This is a genomic window from Pseudomonas sp. NPDC088890 (assembly GCF_044900155.1).
In the GTDB taxonomy this organism is placed as follows: domain Bacteria; phylum Pseudomonadota; class Gammaproteobacteria; order Pseudomonadales; family Pseudomonadaceae; genus Aquipseudomonas; species Aquipseudomonas urmiensis.
This window is the reverse complement of record NZ_JBJDNG010000003.1, coordinates 76,326-92,001: the sequence shown is the minus strand read 5'-3', so window position 1 is coordinate 92,001 and position 15,676 is coordinate 76,326. Positions and strand designations below refer to the sequence as shown.

At 60.6% G+C, this 15,676-nt stretch carries 15 protein-coding genes; 2 read left to right on the top strand and 13 right to left on the bottom strand.

Going from position 1 to position 15,676, the window contains the following annotated elements; genetic code table 11:
* Window positions 1-13: 13 nt before the first annotated feature.
* From ACI2JX_RS08110 to ACI2JX_RS08065, 10 genes are all read right to left on the bottom strand, one after another.
* Window positions 14-1,180 (bottom strand): phage tail sheath family protein, encoded by a 1,167-nt coding sequence (locus tag ACI2JX_RS08110; protein ID WP_312152059.1) that lies wholly within the window; start codon window positions 1,178-1,180, stop codon window positions 14-16.
* 85 nt (window positions 1,181-1,265) lie between these two features.
* Window positions 1,266-1,700: a phage tail protein gene (locus tag ACI2JX_RS08105; protein WP_404689851.1), complete on the bottom strand. Its 435-nt coding sequence runs from the start codon at window positions 1,698-1,700 to the stop codon at window positions 1,266-1,268.
* Window positions 1,701-1,711: 11 nt separating this feature from the next.
* A complete protein-coding gene (locus tag ACI2JX_RS08100) occupies window positions 1,712-3,694 on the bottom strand; it encodes a phage tail protein (RefSeq protein ID WP_404689850.1) in 1,983 nt (660 codons plus the stop codon).
* The gene (locus ACI2JX_RS08095; protein ID WP_404689849.1) at window positions 3,687-4,295 is read right to left on the bottom strand and encodes a phage tail protein I; all 609 of its coding nucleotides are present in this window, start codon (window positions 4,293-4,295) and stop codon (window positions 3,687-3,689) included. The genes ACI2JX_RS08100 and ACI2JX_RS08095 overlap by 8 nt, the downstream gene beginning before the upstream one ends.
* Window positions 4,295-5,176, bottom strand: a complete 882-nt coding sequence (locus tag ACI2JX_RS08090; RefSeq protein WP_404689848.1) for a baseplate J/gp47 family protein — start codon at window positions 5,174-5,176, stop codon at window positions 4,295-4,297. The genes ACI2JX_RS08095 and ACI2JX_RS08090 overlap by 1 nt, the downstream gene beginning before the upstream one ends.
* The gene (locus ACI2JX_RS08085; RefSeq protein ID WP_404689847.1) at window positions 5,173-5,499 is read right to left on the bottom strand and encodes a GPW/gp25 family protein; all 327 of its coding nucleotides are present in this window, start codon (window positions 5,497-5,499) and stop codon (window positions 5,173-5,175) included. Before ACI2JX_RS08085 ends, ACI2JX_RS08090 begins: the two co-directional genes overlap by 4 nt.
* A gap of 102 nt (window positions 5,500-5,601) precedes the next feature.
* Complete coding sequence (locus tag ACI2JX_RS08080; RefSeq protein WP_404689846.1) at window positions 5,602-6,162, bottom strand: phage baseplate assembly protein V; 561 nt, start codon at window positions 6,160-6,162, stop codon at window positions 5,602-5,604.
* Complete coding sequence (locus ACI2JX_RS08075) at window positions 6,159-6,656, bottom strand: hypothetical protein (protein ID WP_368971495.1); 498 nt, start codon at window positions 6,654-6,656, stop codon at window positions 6,159-6,161. The genes ACI2JX_RS08080 and ACI2JX_RS08075 overlap by 4 nt, the downstream gene beginning before the upstream one ends.
* A gap of 11 nt (window positions 6,657-6,667) precedes the next feature.
* A complete protein-coding gene (locus ACI2JX_RS08070) occupies window positions 6,668-7,006 on the bottom strand; it encodes a phage holin family protein (protein ID WP_186555404.1) in 339 nt (112 codons plus the stop codon).
* 463 nt (window positions 7,007-7,469) lie between these two features.
* Entirely contained in the window at window positions 7,470-8,216 is a 747-nt protein-coding gene (locus ACI2JX_RS08065) for an XRE family transcriptional regulator (protein WP_264236115.1), read from the bottom strand.
* A gap of 160 nt (window positions 8,217-8,376) precedes the next feature.
* Here ACI2JX_RS08065 and mutS point away from each other — a divergent pair, with 160 nt between their 5' ends.
* Both mutS and fdxA read left to right on the top strand, forming a co-directional pair.
* Window positions 8,377-10,950: a DNA mismatch repair protein MutS gene (gene mutS, locus ACI2JX_RS08060; protein ID WP_264236114.1), complete on the top strand. Its 2,574-nt coding sequence runs from the start codon at window positions 8,377-8,379 to the stop codon at window positions 10,948-10,950.
* Between the two features lie 141 nt (window positions 10,951-11,091).
* Window positions 11,092-11,415 (top strand): ferredoxin FdxA, encoded by a 324-nt coding sequence (fdxA, locus tag ACI2JX_RS08055; RefSeq protein ID WP_186555408.1) that lies wholly within the window; start codon window positions 11,092-11,094, stop codon window positions 11,413-11,415.
* Window positions 11,416-12,868: 1,453 nt separating this feature from the next.
* On the opposite strand, the gene rpoS is transcribed toward fdxA, so the two are convergent.
* From rpoS to ACI2JX_RS08040, 3 genes are all read right to left on the bottom strand, one after another.
* Window positions 12,869-13,876, bottom strand: coding sequence for an RNA polymerase sigma factor RpoS (rpoS, locus tag ACI2JX_RS08050; RefSeq protein WP_186555409.1), 1,008 nt, complete (start codon window positions 13,874-13,876; stop codon window positions 12,869-12,871).
* 108 nt (window positions 13,877-13,984) lie between these two features.
* Window positions 13,985-14,842 carry a peptidoglycan DD-metalloendopeptidase family protein gene (locus ACI2JX_RS08045; protein WP_186555410.1) on the bottom strand — a complete coding sequence of 286 codons (858 nt, stop codon included), beginning with the start codon at window positions 14,840-14,842 and terminating at the stop codon, window positions 13,985-13,987.
* A 193-nt stretch (window positions 14,843-15,035) separates the two neighbouring features.
* Window positions 15,036-15,674, bottom strand: a complete 639-nt coding sequence (locus ACI2JX_RS08040) for a protein-L-isoaspartate(D-aspartate) O-methyltransferase (protein WP_186555484.1) — start codon at window positions 15,672-15,674, stop codon at window positions 15,036-15,038.
* Between the last annotated feature and the right edge of the window lie 2 nt (window positions 15,675-15,676).

Genomic DNA, 15,676 nt, shown 5'->3' with positions numbered 1-15,676 from the left:
GTAGATGCGCTCCTTAAGCGGCGGAATCGAGGACTTCGGTCAGCCACTGGTTGGTGACTTCGACGCGGAAATTGGGGTTTTCGGCAGGCGGGACATCGGTGAAGCGGATGTTCCAGTACACCTTGCCCTGCTCCAGTTGGCTGGCGGTGTTCAGTTCAGGGTCGGCGTAGACCTCGAAATTGATGATCGCGCCCTGGTTCTTCAGGTCGCGCATGAAGGCCTGCAGGCCCTCGGTGACGTCCTTGACGTAGGTGGCGGTGATCGCCCGGTCGACTGCCCATTTGTGGCCGTAGAGAATCGCGTCCATGACGATGTCCATGGTTCGCACACGAGTGACGAAGGCCCATTTCGGGTCGCTGGACAGGGTGCGGTTACCCCACAGGCGGAAACCGTCGTCGCGAATGATGGTGGCGATGTTGGCGTTGTTCAGCAGGTTGGCGCGGCAGCTGTCGTCGCCATCGAGGAACTCCACCGGACGGCGGGTACCCGTGATACCGACGAACTCCTTGTTCGACGGCGAGGCCCAGAAGCCGTATTCGCTGTCAGTCCAGGCGAACAGGCCGGCGACCCAGGCCGAACCTGGTGCATCGACGGTGGCCTCGGCGTCGTTGTCCCAGTAACGCACGCCTGGGTCGACCAAGAAGGCTCGCTTGGCGCCAAAGTTGCCAGCGTAGGCGATGGCCGCCTCGTCGGTGGTGTTCGGCCCATCGATGATGGCGATGGCGCGCAGTTTGTCGGCCAGCGCGACCAGCGCGGTGCCAACGGCCTCGACGGCACTGTGCTGGGGCGCCACCAGCAGGCGTGGCTGGGCGTTGAAGCGGCTCTTGCCGTCGAGTAGCGCTTGCAGGCCGGTGCGTTTGCCGTCCGCTTGAACCGCGCCGATGATGGCTGCGGTCTGCTCGGCGGCGTCTTCGACCTTGGCTACGCCACAGGCGACGATGACGGCCTTAGCGCGGCTGTAGATTGCCCGGCAGGCCTTGGTGATGGCCGCGCTAGCGCCGAACGCGGCCACCGCTTCGCGCTCGCTGGTGATCATCACCAGGTCATTCGGCTTCGCGGTGGTGTCCGCGCCAGGGGTGAAGGTGTCGACCAGGCCAATGATCGAGGAAGACGGCAAGGCGATAGTGCGCGCGCCGGTGTCAATGTTCGTTACGGTAACGCCGTGAAAGAAGCCAGACATAGACTCTCCAGATACGAAAAGGCCCCGCGTCAGCGAGGCCAGAAGGGATACAGCAGAAAGGAAAACGCCCCGTTAGTGCGGGGCGTCATTGGGTGTGGTCGTTGATCCAGGGCGGCGCTAAAGGGCGAAAGTCGCTGTAGGGGAAACGGCTGTCTTGCGGCCAGTCGCGCAGGGCCTGGCGATACATTAACAAGGTAGTGAATTGGTCAGCGGGAAGCGTGGTAGGGAGAAACATATCCTGCTCGTCGCGGTGACGGGTTACCAGCCACTCGCTGGCAGACACTTGGCCGTCCCGCCAATTTCGCTCGACCATTTCAAGGTCAGCTATGGTCGGCTTATACACCGGAGGCTCGATAAGGATCGGCAAGCCGTCTGCATCATGGCTTCTGACCTTACCCCGTTCAGGATTGGCGATCGTACTCTGATAGAGCTCCTCGCTGATTTCCTTGGCATCATCCGGAATATCGTTGTGAATACCTGGCAAGTAACAACAGCCAGTAATTGCGCTATACAAACGCATAAATCCTCCAGTTATTTACCAATAGCGAGCCAGTACAACGTTCCCGCCACCACAGTGACAGCGGCATCACGCGCGGCGATGGTCACGCCGACATTGGTACGGTTGAAACCGTTCAAGTCAGGGGTGGTTGTACCGGCATCCGAAATGCACTGCACGTTGTAGCAGGCGCTGGGGAACGCAATATTGAACGGGACATTGGCTGCCACATAGTTGACTGCCTCACCGTGGGCGTAGCCTCCCCACTGTATGACCAATCCTCCTAGCCAAGACGGAAATACGATATAGCCATTGGGTGCCAAGCTTGCTGTAAAGCCGAAACGCATTTTCTTAGGTGTGATCACCACATCATCAGCAATGCCTGCATCGACCTGGGCTTGGGTAGCGATTTGATCGGTAGTGAACGCGGACGACCAGAACATGCTGGACACGCCGCCTACCACGTTGTATTGCCCGAACCAGAAACGCCGACGATCCGCGAGGCTGCCGTTTTCAAATGCCAGGTAATACGTAGCATCAGCCCTGGGTGAAATTGCCAACACGGAGAGCAGATTATTACCAGTTGAAGGCGGGCCGCCGGGCGTGGGGCTGGTCGGATGGCCCCCGGTATACGCCAAATACAAGCCACCCGAAACTACAGCCTCAAATGTAGCTAGCAGTGGCGCGGTTGAAGTAGCCAAGCCCACCCCGTTCAAGCGCTTGAGTACAGACTGGGCAACCGCCAGCGCTGTCATCCATTTGGTATTGTCAGCGCCCGTTTCGGCGATTGACTGGGTAGCCTTGTCCGCCAGATTAACCTTTCCTGCCAACGCATTGGTCATGGTGGCAGCAAAATTGGGATCATTGCCCAAGGCAGCTGCCAGCTCATTCAAAGTGTCCAACGCAGCCGGCGAGGATGCCACCAAGGCCGCAAGAGCATTTTGCACAAAGGCCGTATTCGCCAACTGATTAGTATTGGTTCCAGCTGCGGGCGTCGGTGCGGTTGGCACTCCTGTAAAAGTCGGGCTGGCTAATGACGCCTTGAGCGCCAGCGCCTGGTCCACCTGGGTCTTGGTGTAAACATCAGTCAGTCCGTAACCGGCAGCCGTGGTCGGATTGGTCGCAGCCACCACGCGCCCGTAAATATCAACGGTTACGCTACGGTACGTCCCGGCTACAATTCCCGTGCGACCAAAAGCCAAGCCAAAGGTAAGGCCCGTAACGCCGAGGGCAATGGTCGCATCAGTCAACAGTTGCCACGCTGTATCGCTGTTGACCGTGCCGCGCTCGACCATCACCAGCAGACCAGGAGTGACCTTGGCGCTGGTGTCCGCATCCGCGCAACGCGTCCAGGGGCCGCCCGCAACGACCTGGTACAGGCCATTATCTTTGGCAGCGGCTTGGTTCTTCACCAGTACACGCGAACCGGCCGGCAGTGCCACCCCGTCAATGGTTTGCAGCCCGCTGAGGGTAATGGCATCCGTCGTAGCAGCGAGCACCGAATGCTTGAAATCCTGCTTGGCCAGCTCCTCAGTCACCCATTCACGAGTGGCCAGCACCACGCTTGGATCGATCTTGAGTTGCACATTGCTAGAGCTGCTGACGATCAGGTTCAACCGTACCACCTGGGTACGACCCGACCCCTGACTAAGCAACGGCTTGAAGGTCGGCGCGCAGTTGGCCACCGCCACCATGTCACCGTCCGCGTCATAAAGGGCAATTTCGCGAATCCAGCGGCCGCCGACGTCGGCGGGAATGACCTGCTCGGCCACGATCACCGCATTGTTCTTCTCATCGACCTTGAGCTGATTGAGCGGCGCGCGGCGCCACTCGTTGAGCAGCGAGGTCCACGCCGCCGTCGGCATCGGCAAGACGGGGTTATCCACGCCTGATGGATTGCCATCACCAACGGCCATTTGCGTGATGGTCCAGGGAATGCCCAGGGCATCGGCATTAGCCTGCTTGGCCGCGCCGACGTTGGTCAGGATCGCGTAAAACTGTGAGGTCTGGTCAACCATAATGAACGTCCAGATAGTCAATTGTGTGATCGCGGCCACCACGCCCAATCTCGCCTGTGACCTCCAGGTCAACGGCTTGCGGCGGGTAGACGTCGAGTTCGTCGCCGTCGTAGATCGACGGGGCTAGGTACAGGCGACCGGTCGCTTCCAGGCTGATCGCCAGGCCAGTCATGTGCCGGCTGACCGGTCGGGCGTCATCGATCAGCCAGGTCAGTTCCCGATAGGTTTCTTCGCTGATCCCTTGGTCAGTCACGCCGACCTTGAGCGCGAACGTACCCGGCACGCCCTTGGGTTCTGTCTGCCACCACTCGACCACCTCGATCAGGTAGCCGAACGGCTCGACCACCCGGCGCAGCGCGCCGATGGTTCCTTTGTGGGCATGGATGAAGAACGCCGAGCGGATCACTGAGCGCTTGATCGCTTCCGGCCAATTGTCATCCCAGCGATCCACCGACCAAGCCCAAGCGAGCTGGTACAGCAAATGCGCCGGGCAGGTGTCGGGGTTGTACAAATCGCGCAGGGGAACATCTGTACTTTGCGTGGCAGCGACCTCTAGGGCGCGCTCCAGAGGGGTACGGTTGAGCGGCAGGAGGCTGGTCATCAGTCACCCCGCACAACGGTATAGCCCTCGCACCACGCCGCCTGAGCCTTACTTGGCTTGATGTCGACCCAGCCGGGTATTTCCACACGTGATACGCCGCTGATGTGCAACTGGGCATCCACAGCCGAGCGCGCTACCTCTACTCCCAAGCGACGACGTGGGTTTATCCACGCCTCAAGGCGCGCCTTGCACAGCGCCATTACCGCTTCATTTTCCGGTCCGGTTCCGGCCAGGTAGACCTTGGCATCGATTCGATAGGGCAGGATCTCGGCGCTCTGCACCACAACGCGATCAGACACCGGTCGAACGTCGTCATCATTGAGGTAGGCACTCACAATGCTCTGCAATGGCGCCCCTGCCGAGCCGTCGCCTTCAAGCGAAAGTACGGTCACCACCACCTGCGCCGGTAGCGGACTCTCCGCAGTAGCGTCGGCCACCAGTGCAGAGGCATTGCGTGCATGCAGGATGTAACTGTTGCGAGGCCCGGCTGTAGTCAGTCCCTCATAGACCAGCTGTACACGTTCGCGTAATGCATCATCCTCCTCCATGATCGCCTCTACAGGCGGCACCGCGCCCATATCCCCAGCCTGGATCACCAGGCGCTGAAGGTGGACGTTCGCGGCTAACTGGTCCAGATCCGAACCCGTTGCATAGGCCAGCAACAACGCCTTGGCCGCATCGTTGATACGCGCCCGGTTGAGCAGCTTGCGATAAGCCCCGACCTCCAGCAGCTTGGTGACCGGATCGCTTTCGAGCTGCGCCGTCCAGTCATCCCCCAGGTGGGCGCGGAAGGTCTCTAGGTCGGCTTGGTAAAGGTCTTCATAGTTAAGGTCTTCGAGTAGCTGCGGTGCGGGCAAGCGGGAGAGGTCTACCTGGCTCATACGCTCACCTCCAGCAGGGCTTCGTCGCCCAGATAGCGGCCACTCAGGAGCAGGCTGACCTGGCCATCGAGTACCGCGACCACCTTGACCCGCTCAAGCTTCAGGCGCGGTTCCCAGCGGCCCAGGGCACGAGCGACCTCGGCTTGCACGGCACTCTTCCAGCCTTCGTTGACCGGCATGTCGACATAGCGACGCAGCTGACTGCCGTATTCGGGGCGCATGCGGCGGCTGCCAAGCGGGGTGGAGAGAATGTCGTCGATCGATTGGCGAAGGTGAGCGATGCCGGCCAAGGGCTGGCCGCTGCGGCGGTCCATGCCGATCATGGGGCACCTCCTGCCGCGGACCAGCCTGCACAGGCAGGCGCATGCTGATGGAGTTTCATAGTTGCCTCCTGATATGAAAAAGCCCGCAGCAGCGGGCTTTGTTCAATGTTTGTGATTGGCCGTATTCCCGGCCGTATCGATGATCCGGCCGCTGCCGTGGATATCGCCGCTAACCTGCAGCGGGCCGTTGATCGCGACGCTGCCGGTGAGGGTGATGGCTGCACCATCGAGCGTGATGGCGCCATCGCTGACCTGTACGGTGCTGGCGCCGACTGTGACCGTGGCGTTACCGCTGGGCAGGTGGATGTCGTAGCGACGCGCTTGCCAGTCATAGGCCAGCGAGCCGCCATCGTCGAAATACCACGCCGCCACGTGATCGCGGTTATCCGGCGGGCTACCCGCATTGCCATACAGGCCTGGCACGAAGGTGCCCTGGGCCGGCTCCCCGCTGGGGCTGACCAGTACGCCCTGCTCGCCCAGGCTCGGCGCCCGCCAATGCCGAGCCTTGCCGGCAGCGAGGGAATGCCAGCGCAGCCAAGCACTGGTCCAACCACTGCCGTCGGCAACCCGCACTCGCGCGGCCGCAAGGTCAACCGCTACCACCCGGCATGGGATCAGCAAGCTGGCAAGCATGCGATCGTGCATGGCACTGGCGTAACTCATGCCAGGTCCTCCGGGGCGAAATAGCGGCTCTGATTACCAGGCCCGGTATCTGGATCGATGCCCAGCAGCAAGCTACCTGCGGGCTGATCCGGCCAGGGCCATTGAGGCTCGCCGAGCAGCACCGGCTGATCCCAGCGCACTTTCCAATCGCCCGCTTCGAACTGCGCCTGCACATTGCGGCTGGCTTCGACGAAATCCAGCCCCCAGAACTGTTGGCGCAACAGGTCCATCAATTGCGCCGCCAGCAGGCTGCCTTGCAGGCGAGCCTCAGGGTTGAGGGCATCGGCGGTAATATCAGCCTCGAAACTGGCGATCAGCACCGAGCGTCCATCGCGCGGCGCAGCGTCAGCTGTCATGCGCACGATGCCATGGCGCAGCGCCGGCAAAGCGGGGGTATTGCCTAGGGTTGAATGTGCATCGACTGACGCCAGCTCGGGCATCGCCTCACGGATCGTCGCGGTCAATGCCGCATATAAAGTGGTCAATTCGCTCATGCCATGCGCTCCTACCGCTCGTCCGTGGGGGATGCGTCGCGCAGCCCAAGTCGCTTCGCTGCCCAGCGCTCGTAAAGGCCGATGGCGACATCGGCGCCGGCCATGGCGGTCAAGCAGCCAAAGGCGCTAGCCGTCCAGATCGACATACCAGTGGCATACAGCAGCATCACGGTGGATACCCCACATACCATGCATGCCCCAGAGCGCAGCGCCAGCCGTCGCACCAGCGACCAGCCGCGGGCGCCAGCTTTGTCGGCGCGCCACATTTCGCCAGAAATACCCCCCAGCAATGCCAGGACGATTACCAGCCAGAGCGGCATCTCCAGCAACGCTTGTTGCTCGTTCGTCACTGTCCTGTCTCCTGTGTGATGCCCGCCGGCAACTGCCGGCGGATCGATTACCGTTGATCGCGGCATTCCAAAAAGCCCGGCCCGCCAGGCTTTTCAGTAATGCGTTGGCAAACCGCCGGCCACGACTGGTGACGCCGCACGGTTACGCTTCAAATTGGTGACTCCGACCGCGGCCGCCTGCCCGCCGGATAACTGTTCGTGGTGCTTTACGCTGCACACCCGGGCCAGTTGCCAACCCTCTGAACAGTTGAGGCCTGTTCATCGCTGCCTGTGTAACAACCGGTTGCTGACCGGCTTGAGACACAGGTTATGCATTGATGCATATGCAGTCAATGCATTTCTTCAAATTTCTATGCGTAGGAATTTGCAGATATGCATCCAAGCTATGCGCCATGCAGGCTGTAGGAGTTTTCACAAGGCAAAAAAAAACCCGCCGAGGCGGGTTTTCTGTCGAGCAGGTTATTTAGCGGGCGTACATGCCCCACCAGAACACATGGCCGAGCAGGCTGATCTGCTCCTCCTGCATTTGCTGGAAGCTGTAGTCTTCGTCGGGATGCTCATCGCGGTTGAAGCTGCGCAGCCGAATCCCGGTGGGCAGGCGGTAGACCTGCTTTACCCGCAATTGGCCGTTATGGTTGATGGCATAAAGGTCGCCGTCGACGATGTCACCGATCGAGCACTTGCCAGTATTGACCCCCACTGTGGCGCCATCGCGAAGCACTGGCAGCATGCTGTTGCCGCGCACTGTCACGCACTTGGCATTATCGAACTGCACACCGTTGTGGCGTAGGCTGCGCTTGCCGAAACGCAGGCGCGCGCGCTCGCTTTCCTCGATGACGAATCTTCCTGATCCTGCTGCCAATTCGACCTCACGAAGAAAAGGTACCGACACCTCGTCATCCTCGACGGGGGTTTCATCGTCCCACAGGCTGATGTCACTGAGCTCGGCGTGCCCATGGGCCGGTTGCGCCGCTTCACGCGACTCGCCCAGCTCGACACGGCCACGCAACTGATCGGTGCTCACGCCAAAATACTCGGCGATCCTCGACACGTGCTTGTCCGAAGGATCGACGATCTTCTCGCTGAGGATCCGCGACAGGGTGGATTGGGGAACGCCCGTGCGCCGGTACAGCTCCGTCGGGGACAGGCCGTGGCGGTCGAGCAAGGTTCTGAGTACGGAGGCTACGTTGCGTTTTTGCATAAGATGCATAATGCAGGCAGAGCAATGGAAATGCAATCGATGCATTAACGCGAGAATACCGGGGCTGCGCAGATTTGCCCCACCCTCCCGCACCTGCAACACCCACAAAAAGCCTGTACCATTGCCGGTTTGAAAATCGCCAACCGAATCACCCGCTGTAAGGCCCCGAATGTCTGATCTCTCCGCACACACACCGATGATGCAGCAGTACTGGAAGCTGAAGAATCAGCATCCGGACCAGCTGATGTTCTACCGCATGGGCGATTTCTACGAGATCTTCTACGAAGACGCGAAGAAAGCCGCCAAACTGCTGGACATCACCCTGACCGCACGCGGTCAGTCGGCCGGCCAGTCGATCCCGATGTGCGGGATTCCATTCCATTCGGCGGAAGGTTACCTGGCCAAACTGGTCAAGCTCGGCGAGTCGGTGGTGATCTGCGAGCAGATCGGCGATCCGGCTACCAGCAAGGGCCCAGTCGAGCGTCAGGTAGTGCGCATCATCACCCCGGGTACGGTGAGTGACGAAGCACTGCTCGACGAGCGCCGCGACAACCTGATCGCTGCCTTGCTCGGTGACGAGCGGCTGTTCGGCCTGGCGGTGCTGGACATCACCAGCGGCAACTTCACTGTGCAGGAGATCAAAGGCTGGGAAAACCTGCTGGCCGAACTTGAGCGGATCAACCCGGTCGAGCTGCTGATTCCTGACGATTGGCCACGTGATCTGCCGGCCGAGAAGCGCCCAGGCTGCCGCCGTCGTGCACCGTGGGACTTCGACCGTGATTCGGCACGTAAAAGCCTCTGCCAGCAGTTCGCGACCAAGGACCTCAAAGGCTTTGGCTGCGACAAGCTGACCCTGGCCATTGGCGCGGCTGGCTGCCTGCTGAGCTACGCCAAGGAAACCCAGCGCACCACCCTGCCCCATCTGCGCAGCCTGCGCCACGAGCGCATGGACGACACGGTCGTGCTCGACGGTGCCAGCCGGCGCAACCTGGAACTGGACATCAACCTGGCCGGTGGTCGCGACAACACCCTACAGTCGGTCATCGACCGCTGCCAGACCGCCATGGCCAGCCGTTTGCTGAGCCGCTGGCTGAACCGTCCGCTACGCGACCTGAAGGTGCTGCAGGCGCGTCAGGATTCGATCCGCTGCCTGCTCGATGGCTACCGCTACGAGAAACTGCAGCCGCAGCTCAAGGAAATCGGTGACCTGGAACGGATCCTCGCCCGGATTGGCCTGCGCAACGCCCGTCCTCGTGACCTTGCCCGCCTGCGCGATGCCCTTGGCGCCCTGCCCGAGCTGCAAAACGCCATGGCAGAGTTGGAGGCGCCGCACCTGGCCCGCCTGGCCGCGATCACTGGCACCTACCCGGAACTTGCCAGCCTGCTGGAACGAGCGATCGTCGATAACCCACCCGCGGTGATCCGTGACGGTGGCGTGCTCAAGACCGGCTACGACAGCGAGCTTGATGAGCTGTTGGCCATGAGCGAGAACGCCGGCCAGTTCTTGATCGACCTGGAAGCACGCGAGAAAGCACGCACTGGCCTGGCCAACCTCAAGGTCGGCTACAACCGCGTGCACGGCTACTTCATCGAACTGCCGACCAAGCAGGCCGAGCAAGCCCCCGGGGACTACATTCGCCGCCAGACCCTCAAGGGCGCCGAGCGCTTCATCACCCCAGAGCTCAAAGCCTTTGAAGACAAGGCACTGTCAGCCAAGAGCCGTGCCCTGGCGCGCGAGAAGATGCTCTACGACGCGCTGATGGAAACCCTGATCGGCCACCTGGCGCCGTTGCAGGACAGCGCCGCGGCACTGGCCGAGCTGGACGTCTTGAGCAACCTGGCCGAGCGCGCCCTGACCCTGGACCTGAACTGCCCAAGCTTCGTCGACGAGCCATGCCTGCGCATCGAGCAAGGCCGCCACCCGGTGGTCGAGCAGGTCTTGACCACCCCGTTCGTGGCCAACGACCTGGGCCTGGACAACGGCACGCGGATGCTGATCATCACCGGTCCGAACATGGGCGGTAAATCGACCTACATGCGTCAGACCGCGCTGATCGTGCTGATGGCGCACATCGGTAGCTTCGTCCCGGCGGCGCACTGCGAGCTGTCGCTGGTCGATCGCATCTTCACCCGTATTGGCTCCAGCGACGACCTGGCCGGCGGGCGCTCGACGTTCATGGTCGAAATGAGCGAAACCGCCAACATTCTGCATAACGCCACCGACCGCAGCCTGGTGCTGATGGATGAAGTCGGTCGCGGCACCAGTACCTTCGATGGCCTATCGCTGGCCTGGGCCGCTGCCGAGCGCCTGGCGCAGCTGCGTGCCTATACGCTGTTCGCCACGCACTACTTCGAGCTGACCGTACTGCCGGAGAATGAGCCGCTGGTGGCCAACGTGCACCTGAACGCCACTGAGCACAATGAGCGCATCGTGTTCCTGCACCATGTGCTGCCTGGCCCTGCCAGCCAGAGCTACGGCCTGGCCGTGGCGCAGCTGGCCGGTGTACCGGCGCCAGTGATCCAGCGTGCCCGCGAGCACCTGGGCCGCCTGGAAACGACCAGCCTGCCGCATGAGGCGCCGGTGACCAAGGCTGCCAAGGGCGAACCGCAAGCGCCGCACCAGAGCGATCTGTTCGCCAGCCTGCCTCACCCAGCCATCGAGAAGCTGGGCAAGCTAGACCTGGACGACATGACGCCGCGCCAAGCTATCGAAATGCTATATCAACTGAAGAACCTGTTATAACGGCCGCCTGCGCAAGCTGGTAGAATCCCGCGCGGTTTGCTGGTGCTGCAGGTTATTAGCCTGGCCTGCAGCCACATACCTGTGAACCGCGCTGCCCTGCAAGGAAGGGCACGCTGCCGTTGCCTGAGGAGAAAATTAGAAATGACCTTCGTCGTCACCGACAACTGCATCAAGTGCAAGTACACCGACTGTGTTGAAGTCTGTCCGGTGGACTGCTTCTATGAAGGCCCGAACTTCCTGGTCATCCACCCGGACGAGTGCATCGACTGTGCACTGTGCGAGCCAGAGTGCCCGGCTCAAGCCATTTTCTCGGAAGACGAAGTGCCTGCGGGCATGGAGAACTTCATCGAGATCAACGCCGAGCTGGCGGAGATCTGGCCAAACATCACCGAGAAGAAAGACGCGCTGCCGGATGCTGAAGAGTGGGATGGCAAGACCGGTAAGATTGCTGATCTGGAACGCTGATACGCTTAGCGTTTCGGTTCAAGGAAGGTGGCCTTAGGGCCGCCTTTTTTATTGCCTGGGATTTGATCAGCAACGAAAACGCCCAAGGCTGAGCTTGGGCGTTTTCTGGAAGCTGGGTGAGGATTGCTCTGGCACTGAACGGCGGGCAAAAAAAAGGGGCGGTTTGACCCGCCCACATTTTTTCCGTAGTCCCTGTTTGTCCCAAACATCGTCCTGATGAATCGCTCCTGCGATGTCCTTGGCCTTCTTCCTGAGGGCCTGTGCCTGTCCGTCGGCACAGTTCGAATACTAGCGATTTCATTTTGCGAGACAAGCGCTGCGGCTTTCAAAACATTACTACGGAAACACTTCTTCATATTTAATAAATCGTTAATTTTCAATTGGTTAAGAAACGGATAGGTTTGAAAACGACAATGATTTACTAATCTGTAGGTCGATGACTTACAGCATGTGTGAGCAATTTCTTACACGGGATGCAACTGGGGTAGCAGTCGACACATTCCTTCACTTGCAAAATGGGGATGCTTTGGGGGCTTTGGACTTTGGACTTTGGTATTGCAGGCTTATCCATTCTTTGTGGCGACGCCACTGGCCCCTTCCGCCTTTACGGCGGCTTACTTTTCTCTTGGGAAAAGTAAGCAAAACCGCTCGCTCCTGCATACGGCCCTACGCTGCGCTTCGGGTTCCCTCGCTGCGGGCTTGCTCCCGTGAGGACCGCGCTGTACGGCCCCTCCTGGGCCGCAGCGCTTGACGGCCATCCATGGCCGTCACCTCACTCCGCAAGCCCTCCGCTCGGCCTCCTGACGTCGCGAATCTGTAGCGTCTGAACCTGCGCGCACTAAGATCAAAAGCAGGCGAATCGCTACGCTCTCGCAGAAACCAAAGCCAAAGCCAAAGCCAAAGCCAAAGCCAAGTATCGAATTTTTATTTTGTGTTGTTTGTTCAGGCCTCTTCGCGGGCAAGCCCGCTCCCACAGGTACCGCACTGTTCTCCCGGCTGGCGGTGAGCCTGTGGGAACGGGCTTGCCCGCGAAGAGGCCGGAGTATCCAGCGCAGATGCCACTATCGCCAGATAACGCCAGCCCAGGCGCCGCCACTAACTTCGCGACGTCAGGAGGCCGAGCGGAGGGTTTGCGAAGGGAGGTGACGGCCATGGATGGCCGTCAAGCGCTGCGGCCCAGGAGGGGCCGTACAGCGCGGTCCTCCCGGGAGCAAGCCCGCAGCGAGGGAACCCGAAGCGCAGCGTAGGGCCGGATGCAGGAGCGGGCGGTTTTGCTTACTTTTCCCAAGAGAAAAGTAAGCCGCCGTAAAGGCGGAAGGGGCCGGTGGCGTCACCACAAAGAATGGATAAGCTCCCGATTCAAGAACTCAAGAAACTCAAACTCCCCGCAAAACAAAACGCCCCGAGATTATCGGGGCGCTTAGCGAACAAACGGTAAAACAAAAAACACTACTTACTGAAACAACGACTCACTAGACAGCCCATTCTTCTCAAGAATCTCCCGCAGCCGCTTCAGGCCTTCAACCTGAATCTGCCGCACTCGCTCCCGAGTCAGGCCAATCTCCAACCCCACATCCTCCAGCGTACTGCTCTCATGCCCCCGCAACCCAAACCGACGTACCACAACCTCACGCTGCTTGTCGGTCAACTCTCCCAGCCACTGGTCAATGCTCTGCGACAGGTCATCATCCTGCAGCAACTCACACGGGTCGGTAGGTCGATCATCCGTCAGGGTATCGAGCAGCGTCTTATCCGAATCCGGCCCCAGTGAAACGTCTACCGACGACACCCGCTCGTTAAGCCCAAGCATACGCTTGACCTCAGCGACCGGCTTCTCCAGCAGGGTGGCGATTTCTTCCGGGGACGGCTCGTGATCGAGCTTTTGCGTCAGCTCCCGCGCAGCACGCAGGTAAACGTTGAGCTCCTTGACCACGTGGATCGGCAGGCGAATGGTGCGGGTCTGGTTCATGATCGCCCGTTCGATGGTCTGGCGGATCCACCAGGTCGCGTAGGTGGAGAAACGGAAACCACGTTCCGGATCGAATTTCTCCACGGCGCGAATCAAGCCCAGGTTGCCTTCCTCGATCAGGTCTAGCAACGACAAGCCACGATTCACATAACGGCGGGCGATTTTCACGACCAAGCGCAGGTTGCTCTCGATCATGCGTTTGCGACCGGCAGGGTCGCCTTTTTGCGAGAGGCGTGCGAAGTGCACTTCCTCTTCGGGGGAGAGCAGCGGCGAGAAGCCGATCTCGTTCAGGTACAGCTGGGTAGCATCAAGCGCCCGGCTGTAATCGATGTACTTGTGTTGCTTGAGCGACGAGGCCTGTTTGGCCTTGGTCCGAACCGAAGGTACAGCAGGTTCGTCTGACACCACATCCGTTTCCAAAACGATGCCCGTCTCCATCAGGAGGAGGTCATCGTCGATGTCAAACTCCGGCACTTCTTTACTGAGAGCCATTGTTATAGTCCTTTGCTGAGTTCGAACTCAGACTCTAGCGACACCTGATTCCCTGGCAGCGCTGGAGCCTGTCCCCTCTACATCCAAGGAACAGGCCGGGTACAACGATCAACGACGTGGCAAGAACTGGAGCGGATCGACGGGTTTGCCCTGGCGGCGAATTTCAAAATGCAGCTTAACCCGATCGGTGCCCGTAGACCCCATTTCAGCGATAGCCTGCCCTGCCTTGACCTGCTGCCCCTCCCGAACCAAAAGCCTGCGGTTATGACCGTAGGCACTGACGTAGGTATCGCTGTGCTTGATGATGATCAGTTCGCCGTAGCCCCTCAAGCCACTCCCGGCGTAGACCACTGCACCACCAGACGCAGCAAAAACAGGCTGTCCCAAATCACCGGCGATATCAATGCCTTTATTCAAACTACCGTTTGAAGCGAATTTTCCAATCAGCACGCCGTTGGCCGGCCAGGTCCAACCACCGGCTGTACGCTCTGCGGCAGGCACTGTGGTGACCACTGGTGTGGTGGTTGCCGGGGTTGTTACAACGGGTTTACCACTGCTCGCGGGTGGCGTCGTGGTGGTCCCAACCGGGCGCCGGATGACCGTGGTCTTGCTCGACGAAGAAGGGCTGGAGACCACTGTGGTACTACCGGTCGAACCACTGCTGAAACGAATCGGTTGCCCCGGGCGGATGGTATACGGCGCACTGATATTGTTGCGTGCGGCCAGCTCCTTGTAGTCCCAACCGTAACGGAAGGCGATCGAGAACAGCGTGTCGCCCGGCTTGACGATGTACTGCCCCGACGTCACGGTCGGACGCTTGGGCGCCGCGTTGTTGCGGTCGACCACCCGCGCGCCGCTCGAGCCGGTGCTGGAACAGCCCGCCAGCAGGGTGCCCATGGCCAGTGCAACCAGCAGGAGCTTGAAACCCGACCGATCCTTGCGCTGCAGACTGATTGTGTGACCCACCCGCGCTCCCCTCATGGTGCCGAAAACCGATATGACGAAACGAAATGCAATATTGTTGCAATTATAACCGAGCCCACGGCCATTGGGTGGGCTGGAGAAAGATCCGACGCCGCTTCAGGACTTACGGACACCCCGCCAGATAGACACAGCCACGCGGCAAGAATTCGTCAGCGCGGTAAATATTCCGTGTGGCTCAAGCCAGCGGGCCATTGAGCAGGGGCACGAAGCGCACCGCGCCGAGCACCCGCCTGGAGAAGCCATGCTCCTCGCGCACGATCAGCATCAGTTGCTGGGTCTCCCCTGCCGGCCCTACCGGGATCACCAGGCGTCCACCGGGCGCCAACTGATCGAGCAACGCCTGGGGTACCTCAGGTGCAACCGCGGTGACGATGATGCCGTTATACGGCGCCAGCGCCTGCCAGCCGTCGCACCCGTCGCCCCAGCGGAACACCACGTTGCGCAGGTTGAGCTCGAGCAGGCGCTCCTTGGCCCGGTCTTGCAGAACCTTGATCCGCTCCACCGAGAACACGCGCTCCACCAGTTGCGCCAGGATCGCGGTCTGGTAGCCCGAGCCAGTTCCAATCTCCAGCACCTTGTCCAGTGGCCCCGCCTCCAGCAGCAGCTCACTCATGTGCGCAACCATGAAGGGTTGGGAGATGGTCTGGTTATGCCCGATCGGCAGCGCGGTGTCCTCGTAGGCCCGATGGGCGAGCGCTTCATCGACGAACAAGTGACGCGGCGTACGGCGAATGGCCTCGAGCACCTTGGGGTTCGAGACGCCCTCCTCGCACAAGCGCTGGATCAACCGCTCCCGGGTACGCTGGGAGGTCATGC

Coding starts and splice junctions, on each gene's coding strand:
- ACI2JX_RS08065 (WP_264236115.1), bottom strand. CDS start 8,216: ATGCATCTTATGCAAAAACGCAACGTAGCCTCCGTACTCAGAACCTTG.
- ACI2JX_RS08075 (WP_368971495.1), bottom strand. CDS start 6,656: ATGAGCGAATTGACCACTTTATATGCGGCATTGACCGCGACGATCCGT.
- ACI2JX_RS08105 (WP_404689851.1), bottom strand. CDS start 1,700: ATGCGTTTGTATAGCGCAATTACTGGCTGTTGTTACTTGCCAGGTATT.
- ACI2JX_RS08090 (WP_404689848.1), bottom strand. CDS start 5,176: ATGAGCCAGGTAGACCTCTCCCGCTTGCCCGCACCGCAGCTACTCGAA.
- ACI2JX_RS08110 (WP_312152059.1), bottom strand. CDS start 1,180: ATGTCTGGCTTCTTTCACGGCGTTACCGTAACGAACATTGACACCGGC.
- mutS (WP_264236114.1), top strand. CDS start 8,377: ATGTCTGATCTCTCCGCACACACACCGATGATGCAGCAGTACTGGAAG.
- fdxA (WP_186555408.1), top strand. CDS start 11,092: ATGACCTTCGTCGTCACCGACAACTGCATCAAGTGCAAGTACACCGAC.
- ACI2JX_RS08085 (WP_404689847.1), bottom strand. CDS start 5,499: ATGATCGGCATGGACCGCCGCAGCGGCCAGCCCTTGGCCGGCATCGCT.
- ACI2JX_RS08080 (WP_404689846.1), bottom strand. CDS start 6,162: ATGAGTTACGCCAGTGCCATGCACGATCGCATGCTTGCCAGCTTGCTG.
- rpoS (WP_186555409.1), bottom strand. CDS start 13,876: ATGGCTCTCAGTAAAGAAGTGCCGGAGTTTGACATCGACGATGACCTC.
- ACI2JX_RS08095 (WP_404689849.1), bottom strand. CDS start 4,295: ATGACCAGCCTCCTGCCGCTCAACCGTACCCCTCTGGAGCGCGCCCTA.
- ACI2JX_RS08040 (WP_186555484.1), bottom strand. CDS start 15,674: ATGACCTCCCAGCGTACCCGGGAGCGGTTGATCCAGCGCTTGTGCGAG.
- ACI2JX_RS08100 (WP_404689850.1), bottom strand. CDS start 3,694: ATGGTTGACCAGACCTCACAGTTTTACGCGATCCTGACCAACGTCGGC.